Below are 10886 nucleotides of genomic sequence, written 5' to 3'. Positions count from 1 at the left end.
ATCGTTCGCAGGTACTTGCGTCGTTCATCAATGGTCATCTGTTCGTCGCTGGACATGGTTCCCTCGGTAACATTATCTTTTGAGTGAACCATACCCCCTCGGTAACATTTTGCGTGAAAGAATACGCCCGCCTACCCCTCCCGGCGCATTCGCCATACAATGGAGCCGTGACGCCATCCACCCGACGGGAGATGCCCCGCCATGGCCGACCAGTCGCTGACCGCCCACCTGCCGCGCGTGCCGCTGGCCTTCCTGCCCACACCGATCCATGATCTGCCCCGCCTGCGCCGCGCTCTGCCCGGTTGCCCGCGCCTGCTGATCAAGCGCGATGACCAGACCGGCCTGGCTTCCGGCGGCAATAAGACCCGCAAGCTGGAATTCCTGCTCGGCGACGCGCTGGCCCACGGCGCGGATACGCTGATCACGCCCGGCGGCGTGCAATCCAACCACTGCCGCCAGACAGCCGCCGCTGCTGCCCGCTACGGCCTGCGCTGTGTGCTCGTGCTCTCCGGGGAACCGCTGCCCCGCGAATACTGGGACGGCAACCTGCTGCTGAATGACCTGCTCGGCGCGCAAGTGCGCTGGACGAACGGTCGCCCGCGCGAAGAAGTTATGGCCGAAGTCGCGGCGGAGGTTGCCGCCGGGGGCGGCAGGGCGTATGTCATCCCCACCGGCGGCTCGGTGCCGGTCGGCGCGACGGGCTATGTCGCCGCCGTCGAGGAACTGGCCGGGCAGCTGGCCGCGCAGGGCGAACATGTTGACCGCATCGTCCTGGTAGCCGGTTCCGGCGGGACACATGCCGGCGTCCTGGTCGGCGTTAAGGCGCTTGATCTGGGCGCGACGGTGATCGGCATGAACAACTTCGCCATCCCGGACATCGCCGGGACGGTCCGCGCCCTGGCAGCAGCGACGGCGGAGCACCTGGGCCTCAGGCTGACCTTCACGAACGCCGATTTCGTCTTCTATGACGCCTGCGGCCCGCACGCCTATGGCGTCACCACCGCCGCCGAGCGCGAGGGCATCCGCCTGCTGGCGCGGACAGAAGGCATCCTGCTTGATCCGGTGTATACCGGTCGGGCCTTTGCCCAGCTGGTTAATATGATTCGCGCCGGGGTCTTCCGCCCGGAGGAGACGATCCTGTTCTGGCATACGGGCGGGTTGCCCGGCCTGCTGGCCCGCAGCGCCGACCTGCTGCGTGAGTGAGGATGGCGCGCTGTCTGTTGCCGGCTACATAATGCGCCTGAGCGGCCCCGCAGGCGGGGCCATGTGAACCGAGGAGAGAACCATGCCCAAGTATGTCGCTGCCATCGACCAGGGGACGACCAGTACCCGTTGTATGATCTTCAACCACAGCGGCGAATCGGTGGCCGCCCACCAGCTTGAGCACAGACAGATCTACCCTACCCCCGGCTGGGTGGAGCATGACCCGCTGCAAATCTGGGCCAACACGCAGGAAGTCATCAAGGAGGCCATGCGCAAGGCCGGGGCCGGCCCGGACGATATCGCCGCCGTCGGCATCACCAACCAGCGGGAGACAACCGTGATCTGGGATCGGCATACCGGCCGGCCCTACGCCAACGCCATCGTCTGGCAGGACACGCGCACCGATAAACTGTGTGAGGCGCTGGCCAGCGAGGGCGGGCAAGACCGCTTCCGGGAACGGGTTGGGCTGCCGCTGGCAACCTATTTCTCTGGCCCCAAGATCCGCTGGATGCTGGATAACGTGCCCGGCCTGCGGGAAGCCGCTGAACGCGGCGATGCGCTCTTCGGCAACATCGACACCTGGCTGATCTGGAACCTGACCGGCGGCCCGGAAGGCGGCGCACATGTCACCGACGTGACCAACGCCAGCCGCACCATGCTGATGAACCTGCAGACACTGGATTGGGACCCGGAAATCTGCGCGATCATGGGCGTGCCGATGAACATGTTGCCGCAGATCCGCTCCTCCTCAGAGGTCTACGGCCATACCCGGCCATCCGGCCCCTTCCGGGGCAGCATCCGCGTCTCCGGCGATCTGGGTGATCAACAGGCAGCCACCGTCGGCCAGACCTGCTTTGACATAGGCGAGGCCAAGAACACCTATGGTACCGGCTGTTTCATGCTCCTGAACACCGGGACGGAGATCGTCCACTCGCGCAACGGCTTGCTGACCACCGTCTGCTACAAGTTCGGCAGGCAGCCGGCTGTTTACGCGCTGGAAGGCTCCATCGCCATCACCGGAGCGCTGGTGCAATGGCTGCGCGACAACCTGAAGATGATCGACAGCGCACCGGAGATCGAGGCGCTGGCCCGCACCGTCGATGACAACGGCGGCATCTACTTCGTACCGGCCTTCTCCGGCCTGTTCGCGCCTTACTGGCGTTCTGATGCCCGCGGCGTGATCGTCGGCCTGACCCGCTATGTCAACCGCGGCCACTTTGCCCGCGCCGTGCTGGAAGCCACCGCCTACCAGACCCGTGAAGTGCTGGACGCCATGAAAGCCGACTCCGGCGTAAGCCTCAAGGCCCTCAAGGTTGACGGCGGCATGGTCTTCAACGACCTGCTGATGCAGTTCCAGGCGGATGTGCTGGGTGTGCCGGTGGTGCGCCCCCGCGTGGCGGAGACCACCGCCCTCGGCGCGGCCTATGCCGCCGGGCTGGCTGTCGGCTTCTGGCAGAGCACGGACGAGATGCGCCAGAACTGGGGCGTGGATAAAGTCTGGGAGCCAACGCCAGGCAGCCAGGCCAGCACAGTGCTTTACGCGCAGTGGAAAAAAGCGGTCACCCGCACTTTCGGCTGGGTAGAGTGAAGGCGGGTCGGGCGTCAGGCCCGCTGCAGGCCCGGATGAGGCTTACTGCCGGTCACAGGGAAAGGGTGTGCGCATGACCCTCCGGCGCAAGGTGGTGCTGATCATCGGCCTGTTGTTCTTCAGCCTGATGCTGGCGCTGTATGCCACCGCGCAGACCCTCCTGCTGAACAACTTCATGGCGCTGGAGGAGGAAACCGCCAGGCAGAACATGCAACGCGCCCTCAACGCACTGGCCGATAGCTTTGCCACCCTGCGCCCTTTCGCCACCGACCGGGCCTGGCAGGAAACCCTCTACCGCTTCCTGACAGCCGATGACGACGAGGCGTCCGCTGCAACGTTCGGCGCCAGCGTCTTTGCCGCGCGCGACCTCAGCGTGATCATCGTCGTGGATGCTGCCGGGCGTGTGCGCTATGCCGGCGGCTACGACCGCTACAACCGCCAGTTGACAGAGGCCCCCCGCGCCCTGCTGGAATACCTGCGCATCGACGCTACACTGCTGACCCACGCGGATAGCGACACAATCCAGAATGGCTACCTTATGCTGCCAGAAGGGCCGCTGATGGTTCTGGCGGCCCCGGTCGTAGCCGGGGACGGCAGCCCCTCCCTGGTTGGCACCCTGATCTGGGGCCGCTACCTGGACAGCCTGGAAATCCAGCATCTGGCCGCCATCACCCGCCTGCCGCTTCGCCTCCAGCCGTACCATGATCCGCGCCTGCCGCCGGATTTCGTCACCGCCCGCGATCAGCTTTCCAGCGCCAGCCCTCTCATCGTCCGCACCCTGGATGATCGCCGCATCGCCAGCTATGCCCTGCTGGCAGACCTTCACGGCACGCCGATCCTTATCCTGCAGGTGGAACAAACTCGCGAGATCTACCGCCAGGGGCAAGCCGTCATTTTCGTCCAGCTGGCTGTCATCCTGATCCTCAGCCTGCCAGCCACACTGGGCAGCCTGTTCCTCCTTGATCGGGTGGTATTGGGCCGTCTGTTACGACTGACCAACCGCATCCGTGACATCGGCCAGCGCGGCGACATCTCCACCCGCGTGGTCGTGGAAGGCCAGGATGAACTGGCGGACCTGGCCAACTCGATCAACGCGATGCTCAACTCACTGGAACGCTCCCAGGCGGCGCTGGCGCAGGCACACGAGCAGCTGGCCCGTAGCGCCCGGCTGGCCGCCGCAGGTGAAACTGCTGCGGGTGTCGCCCACCAGATCAATAACCCGCTGACCAGCATCGTCGCTGAGGTGCATCTGCTACTCAGCCGCCCTGATCTGGATGACGACCTGCGCGAGTCCGTGCAGGCGATCAAAGAAGCGGCCTACCGCGCCGGCACCATCGTTGAGCAAATGCTCAACCTGACCCGCTCCCTGCCGCTGGACATGGGCGAGACCGATGTCAACGCCTCTGTACAAAACGCCATCGCCCTGGTCAGGACGCAGGTAGAACCATACATCAGCCGGCTGGTGATCGAGCTGGCACCGGACTTGCCGCCGATCACCGCCAGCGGGCGACACCTGGAGGATGTCGTCTGGATCAACCTGCTGCTGAATGCCCGCGATGCCGTCCGCGATATTCCCAACAGCCAGATCCGGGTCAGCACCGCCTACAACCGGGCCGAGCAGATGGTCGAAGTCACCATCGAAGACAACGGGGTGGGCATCCGGGCGGAAGACCTGCCGCACATTTTCACGCCGTTCTTCACCACCAAGCCGCAGGGCACAGGCCTGGGCCTGGCCATCTGCCACGATGTCGTCCAGCGGCACGGGGGTATAATGACAGTCGAAAGTCAGGCCGGAGCGGGTGCGCGCTTCACCGTCAAGTTGCCGATCAGTGCCCCGCCCGCTGACTGACAGCCCGCCGATCCTGCCGGGCGACGTCAGAACGTGGGGGGAGGGTAACCGGATATGCCGACCGTGCTGGCTGTTGATGATGATCCTCAGGTGCTGCGGGCGGTGCGCCGGGTCCTGGAAGGGGCCGGTTTCACCGTCACCACTGCACAAAGCGGACGTGACGCGCTGGAGATCGTCAGGCAGGAGCGCCCAGATATCATCGTCTTGGACATTATCATGCCAGAAATGGACGGGGTGGAAGTGTGCCGCCGTCTGCGGGCCGACCCCTTCCTGGCGCGCATCCCGATCCTGTTCCTGACGGCCAAGAATCGCCCCACCGACATCGCCGAGGCCCTGGACGCAGGCGGCGACGACTTCCTGAGCAAACCGTTCGAGGTGATCGAGCTACCGGCTCGCCTGCGCGCTCTGCTGCGCCGCGCACCGGGCGGTGCCCTGGATGTCCACGCGGATTACGTCGTCGTCGGCGAAATGGCCCTGCACATCACCCGCCCCGAACTCCTGATCGGGCAAACCCGCATTCAACTCAGCGCCGTCGAGCACCGCCTGATGCACTACCTGATGTTGCACGCCGGACAGCCGGTTTCTACCGCCGAGCTGCTGGAAAACGTATGGGAATACCCGCCGGGCACCGGCAACCCCAAACTGGTGCATGTTCACATGCGCAACCTGCGGGCCAAGATCGAGAGCAATCCAGACGAGCCGCGCTACCTGCGCAACGTACACGGGCGCGGATACATCGTCGGCGAGTAGGGAGCTTTCCCCATCCGCAGGCTGCCGCCAGCCTTCCACCGGGGAATCGTTGACCAAAAGCGGAATTTTTTACCAAGTTTTACCCCGCGCCTTTGTGATTCCGCTATGATGAGACTGAGGCTGAACAAAGGTACCATTGCTCCTGCCCTACCGTCCTGCGTATTCTGTTAACGAATACCATTGCATAGCAGGGAGTATGGCGCCTTTGGCCAGGCAAGCGTGACGTGGTGGTGCAGGCAGCCACCTGCGCGTGGTCGTCGTCGGTGATACCGGGCTGACAGCCAGAACGAGAGGCAGTGGTGTTCAGTCGGCAGCGACTCACAGGCTCAAAATGGCGGATCGCAGGGCTGGTGATCCTGGCGCTGGTCGGCCTGCTGGTCATCCTGCTTGCGATCGTCGACGGTCGGAGCGCTGCCTGGAACCGGTATCTGGCTCAGAACGCGGCGGAGGCGTCCGCGTTGGCCGGGGCGGGAAGCCTGCAGGAGCTTTTGCTCACTCCCGGCTTTGTGTGTGACCAGACCTCCGACCGGTTGATCTGGGAGCGGATTTCGCTCTACGCCGACCTGAACCAGGTGCTGGATACGACACGGGAATTGAACGTGCAGGCGTACTACCTGAGCCGGGATGCTACCGGCGCTCTGATCGACCTGATCAACCCGGAGACCGGCCTGCCCTGGCAGGTCGGCGCCAGCGGCGCGGTGCCCTGCGCGGCCCTGTATGGCCTGCACGTCGAGGTGTATTACCCGCAGGATACGCTGATGATCCGGCTGATGGGCCTCAAGAACACCACCATCCGGGCGGAAGCTGCCGCCACCTGGGATGAAACCGCCTGGTGTGGCACCTATGTCCTCTATGGCCTGGATACCGATACCACCACCAGTCCGGTTTCAATCGTCGGTTCCGGCCTCACAATCAGCGGCGGTATCCACAGCAGTGGCGGGCTGACCCTCCGTGGCGGAGAAACGCCCATCCGCCTGGACTCGGTCTTCCCCGTGACTATCGGCGCGGGAGCTGAAGCCAGCCTGGTATGGGAAGGGGTGGAGCCTGCACAGGGCCTCAGCCCAATGAGCGGGGATGACATCCTATCGCCATACCTTTATCGGCTGCAGGACTTCCAGCCCGGTGGGTTCCTGTGGCGGTCGGCGGAAGCGCGTGGTGGAGCACACAACCTGCCCGGCGGTATTGACGGCGATACCATCGCCCTTCACGGCAATGGCTTGTATGTGACCGATGGCCCGATTCAGCTGGACAGTCTGCCGCCCCGGAGCGATGGTTCCCCCTGGCGGCTGACCCTGGTGAGCTCCGATCGCATCATCCTTGCGCCGGAACTGGCTGCCGACCTTACCCCGCATACCGCCGGCGTGCTGTTCTACAGCAGTAGCGCAGATAGGGAAGGAGCCATCACAGTGGCTGAGGACGCCGATCGGCTGGCCGGGCTGATCCTGGCCCCTGCTGGCGGCGTCAGGATCGACATCAGCGGAGAGGCGGTGCTGGAGGGTGCGGTGCTGGGCCAGCGGGTGATGGTCAACAGCGCTGGAGGCGTCATCCGCCACCAGCCTGCCTATTGCCCGCCCGCGCCGGAGCCGGTGGCGCTGGTTGATGCGCCGCAGCATATCGTGCGGGTCGCCCGGGTATCCGCAGGAGATGGTGAGTGAGCCTATGTTCACCAACCTGAGAAGCTATCTCCCCTTTGCCATCGTGGTCGCCGCGGCGCTGGTGCTGGCGCTATTCGGCTTTGTAACCGGCCTGAGCGATTTTAACGCCCGCCAGAGCGCCGCCGCACAGGCCACTGCGACGCCCGAAGGACTTATCCCCGGCGTGACGCCCTCCCCCACGCGGCCCAGCAGCCCGCCCCTGCGCCTGCCGCAGGATGGGCAGACCATCGCCCTCAGCGGCGAGATGGCCAACGGTGGCTACTGGCGCTGGGATGACATCGTGAACCTGCTGGGCGTCTACGGGACGGCAGGCCAGCTGATCAGCCGGGACGTGGAAGGCACCACCTACCGTGGCGTCCCGCTGGCCTACCTGCTGCGCTATGTCCGGCTGAATGCGGAAGCCGAGCGGCTGCTGCTGGTCACCCGTTCCGGGCGGCAGGTGGTCTACATCCTGCGGGGCGCTGACGACTTCATGGATTACCTGATCGCCGCCACGCCGCAGAATACGCTGGTCGTTGTGCCGCCTTACGGGCGGGCCTTCAATGTGATCCAGGAACTGGCCAGCATCCAGGCGGTGCGGGCTGCCGATATCCGCAATGTCCTGACGGTGGCCGTCCCCGCCCGGCCCGATCAGGTGAATCTGGCGGGCTATTTCCAGCGCGGGGGCCTGTGGAGCTGGTCCGATCTGACCGGCCTGCTGGGCGTCTACGGCAGCGCAGGCGCTTACCAGACTGTGACCGTCGCCAGCGGGACGTATAGCGGCGTGCCTACCTCGTACCTGTTTGACTACGCCCGCGTCACCCGGGACCGGGCCAACCTGATCTACCTGTACAACCGGGACGGTACGCGCAGCACGGCCACCCCGGCCCTGCTGACCTGCACGGACTGCGTGATCGCCCGCGCCAGCAATGGCACGTTGACCCTGATTCAACCCGGCAGAGAGCCGGAAACGCTCTTTGAACTGGCCGTCATCGAAATCCCATAGCGGGATAGTTGTCCGACAACCCACTGAGGCATCAACCCTGATCAGTTGCAGCAAAAGCGAGGTAAGACAGATGAACCGCAAAGAAGGCTTTATCCACTCCCTTATCCGGCGCCTGTCGCTCTCCGGGCGGCGTGCCCAGTCCGGCCAGGTGATTATCCTGATGGCCTTCGGTATGATTGCCCTGCTGGCCGTGCTGGGGCTGGCCATTGACGGCGGACGGCTATTCTTCCTGGAGCGCGACGCCCAGAATGCCTCCGACGCCGCAGTGATGGCGGCTACCTACGCGCTGTGCACAAACGGCGATCCGGTCTCTGCCGGTCTGACGGCAGCCGCCGACAATGGCTTCGTCAATGACGGCACAACGATGACCGTCACCGTCAACAATCCGCCAAGCCGGACACTGCAAACGTCAGCGCCGCCGGCCAGCTTCGCTGAGGTCATCATCACCGCCGAAATCCCCTCCTATTTCATCCACCTGGTGTACGGCGGGGACCTGGCCGTGACCACCTACGCGCTGGGCCACTGCATCCGCGGCTGGGACGCGGCCAACGACGGTGGCGCCATCATGGGCATCAACTCGCGCGGGTGCAGTTGCCAGAATGCCTGTTCCGTCACGGTCTCCGATAATGACATCTACGGTAATCTGCGTTGCAATGGCGAAGTGCAGTCCCAGGGGTCAGATCATGATATCTACGGCTACGTAGATTACATGTGCAACTACAACGCTAACAACATGACCCTCGACCCGGCCACCAACAACCCCTCTGTGCTCCCTGAGCGGTTTGAAGTGCCGGAATTCTACCACATCGAGGACTACCGGCCCGGCGGCCTGTACTTCCAGAAGGCGCAGGCCGATGGCATGCTATGGTACTTCGCGGGCAGTGGCAACCACCAGATCAACCTGAACCGTGAAGCCGAGCGCACGCGCTTTGCCCAGGGCGGCCTGATCTATTCGGAAGGCAACCTGCAGATCCTGGGCAGCGGCACCCACACCGCTACCATCACGATCGTCTCTGAAGGTAGCATCAACATCAGCGCCAACACCAACCTGACCGCCCACCCCGCCTACTCAACGCCTGGCTCCCAGCCGACGCCGGTAGGTGGCCTGCTCCTGTTCACCAATGTTGACGGTGGTGGCTGCAACAAGAACAGCAACGTCAGCATCACCTATAGCAGCACCAGCACCGTCTGGCAGGGTATCATCTATGCCCCCAGGGCGAATGTTGACTTCTCGAACTCACGCTCGTTTGGACGCGGGGCGATCATCGCTGACACCGTTGCCATTTCCGGCAGTGATAACGAGATCCATTACGATCCGTCGCTTTTGCCGCCCATGCCACCGTCGATTCAGCTCGAGGAATAAGTCGGGCGATCCAAACGACATAGCCGTAGCGGGGGGAGTGGTACACCCTCCCCCCACCCGGGCCTTTACGGGAGGAATTCCATGCTCAAACGCAGACTGAGAAATGCTCTGCACGCCGGACAACGGGGCCAGAGTCTCGTTGAGTTCTCGCTCACGGCAATTATCATCCTGCTCATCCTGTCGGGCTTGCTCGACCTGGGGCGGCTTTACTTCACCTTGATTGCTAGTTGAAGACGTTCATGCTGCACTCGTTAGAATGGTAGTTGCGAAACGACCACTGGACGAGGAGGCAGCATGAACGACACCTACATTGTAACGGTATATGTCGTGCTGGATGATCTGTTGTGCGCTCTGCGGTATAGCGACGACGGGCGCGCGGAACTGAGCGCAGCGGAAATCCTGACAGTGGCAGTGGTAGCGGCCAAGTACTTTCAAAATCATCACGAACGTGCGTTGTATCTGCTGGTCCAATTGGGCTACCTGCGTGCGTTCAGTGTGTCGCGCTTCAACCGGCGGCTGCACGCGTTGAGGGAGTGGCTGTGGCACGTCGCCGGGATCATGGGTGAAGTGTTGGCCAAGGGCAAGGTCTTCATCGTGGATACGCTGCCCATCCCCATCTGCAAACGCGTGCGAGCCAAACGCTGCCGCAAGGTGCAGGGGGCGGCGTATGCCGGGTACTGTGCGGCTAAACAGGAGCACTATTTCGGTTGGCAATTGCACTTGGTCTGCGATGCTGCGGGTGTACCCGTCGTTTTTGAGCTGTTGCCAGCGGCGTGTGATGAGTTGGTCCCGATTCAGGAGTTGTTGGCGGCCTTGCCGGAGGGCAGCCAAGTGGTCGCCGACAAAGGCTATGTCAGCCAGAAAGACGAACTGATCGCCTACTGCTATGGTGGTGTGCGTCTGATCCCCACCTATCGCCGCAACATGCGCGGCAACAGCCAGGAAGATGCCCGCCTGATCCGTCAACACCGCTCGATGATCGAGACGGTCAATAGCCAGTTGGAGAAGATGGGTCTGCAACGCCTTCATGCTCGTACCAATGCTGGTGTTGCCCTGAAGGTCTTGGCCTCGCTCATCGCCTTGGCCTTGACCAACGCTAACTAGCAATCAAGGTTTACTTCATCTATGTAGCGCTGGAAGACAGCGCCGGCGAAGCAGCGCTGTTCCTTTCCATCAATCCGCTATGCCGCACCGCGGCAGATAGCGACCTCAGCGCAGGCAGGGATTGTAGCGATCCGAACAATGCTGAGTGGCGCGCGCGCAACGCAGTCGGTGGCGTCCTGAACTGGGACACGGCGACAGTCAATATCTTCGCGCCGCCAGCATTGATGGGTGCCGGCGCGACCGTCCGGGTACAGATCATCTATCCCTACCGCATCCTGACGCCTTTGATCGCTCAGATTGCCAGCCAGATCAATCTGACCGTGGAAGCTACCCAGACCGTTTTCAACGATCCAGTCTCGCCCTGAAGTCGTCCCGCCATATCGTAAACA

The 10886-nt window shown here is 63.5% G+C and carries 10 protein-coding genes; all 10 read left to right on the top strand.

Going from position 1 to position 10886, the window contains the following annotated elements; translation table 11 throughout:
- Positions 1 to 201 precede the first annotated feature (201 nt).
- The 10 genes from HPY64_01910 to HPY64_01865 all read left to right on the top strand — a co-directional run bounded on the left by HPY64_01910 (position 202) and on the right by HPY64_01865 (position 10862).
- Positions 202 to 1203, top strand: coding sequence for a D-cysteine desulfhydrase family protein (locus tag HPY64_01910; GenBank protein ID NPV65882.1), 1002 nt, complete (start codon positions 202 to 204; stop codon positions 1201 to 1203).
- 82 nt (positions 1204 to 1285) lie between these two features.
- On the top strand, positions 1286 to 2791 hold the full coding sequence (glpK, locus tag HPY64_01905) for a glycerol kinase GlpK (protein ID NPV65881.1): 1506 nt from the start codon (positions 1286 to 1288) through the stop codon (positions 2789 to 2791).
- A gap of 73 nt (positions 2792 to 2864) precedes the next feature.
- Positions 2865 to 4640: a HAMP domain-containing protein gene (locus HPY64_01900; protein NPV65880.1), complete on the top strand. Its 1776-nt coding sequence runs from the start codon at positions 2865 to 2867 to the stop codon at positions 4638 to 4640.
- Positions 4641 to 4694: 54 nt separating this feature from the next.
- The gene (locus tag HPY64_01895) at positions 4695 to 5390 is read left to right on the top strand and encodes a response regulator transcription factor (GenBank protein NPV65879.1); all 696 of its coding nucleotides are present in this window, start codon (positions 4695 to 4697) and stop codon (positions 5388 to 5390) included.
- A gap of 299 nt (positions 5391 to 5689) precedes the next feature.
- On the top strand, positions 5690 to 7045 hold the full coding sequence (locus HPY64_01890) for a hypothetical protein (GenBank protein NPV65878.1): 1356 nt from the start codon (positions 5690 to 5692) through the stop codon (positions 7043 to 7045).
- Positions 7046 to 7049: 4 nt separating this feature from the next.
- The gene (locus HPY64_01885; protein NPV65877.1) at positions 7050 to 8030 is read left to right on the top strand and encodes a hypothetical protein; all 981 of its coding nucleotides are present in this window, start codon (positions 7050 to 7052) and stop codon (positions 8028 to 8030) included.
- Positions 8031 to 8100: 70 nt separating this feature from the next.
- The gene (locus HPY64_01880) at positions 8101 to 9393 is read left to right on the top strand and encodes a hypothetical protein (GenBank protein ID NPV65876.1); all 1293 of its coding nucleotides are present in this window, start codon (positions 8101 to 8103) and stop codon (positions 9391 to 9393) included.
- An 81-nt stretch (positions 9394 to 9474) separates the two neighbouring features.
- A complete protein-coding gene (locus HPY64_01875; GenBank protein ID NPV65875.1) occupies positions 9475 to 9624 on the top strand; it encodes a hypothetical protein in 150 nt (49 codons plus the stop codon).
- A 63-nt stretch (positions 9625 to 9687) separates the two neighbouring features.
- Entirely contained in the window at positions 9688 to 10497 is an 810-nt protein-coding gene (locus HPY64_01870; GenBank protein NPV65874.1) for an IS982 family transposase, read from the top strand.
- A gap of 224 nt (positions 10498 to 10721) precedes the next feature.
- Positions 10722 to 10862 carry a hypothetical protein gene (locus HPY64_01865; protein ID NPV65873.1) on the top strand — a complete coding sequence of 47 codons (141 nt, stop codon included), beginning with the start codon at positions 10722 to 10724 and terminating at the stop codon, positions 10860 to 10862.
- Positions 10863 to 10886 lie beyond the last annotated feature (24 nt).

The sequence above is a fragment of the Anaerolineae bacterium genome (genome assembly GCA_013178165.1).
GTDB lineage: Bacteria > Chloroflexota > Anaerolineae > Aggregatilineales > Ch27 > Ch27.
This window is presented reverse-complemented; position numbering and strand designations above follow the sequence as displayed.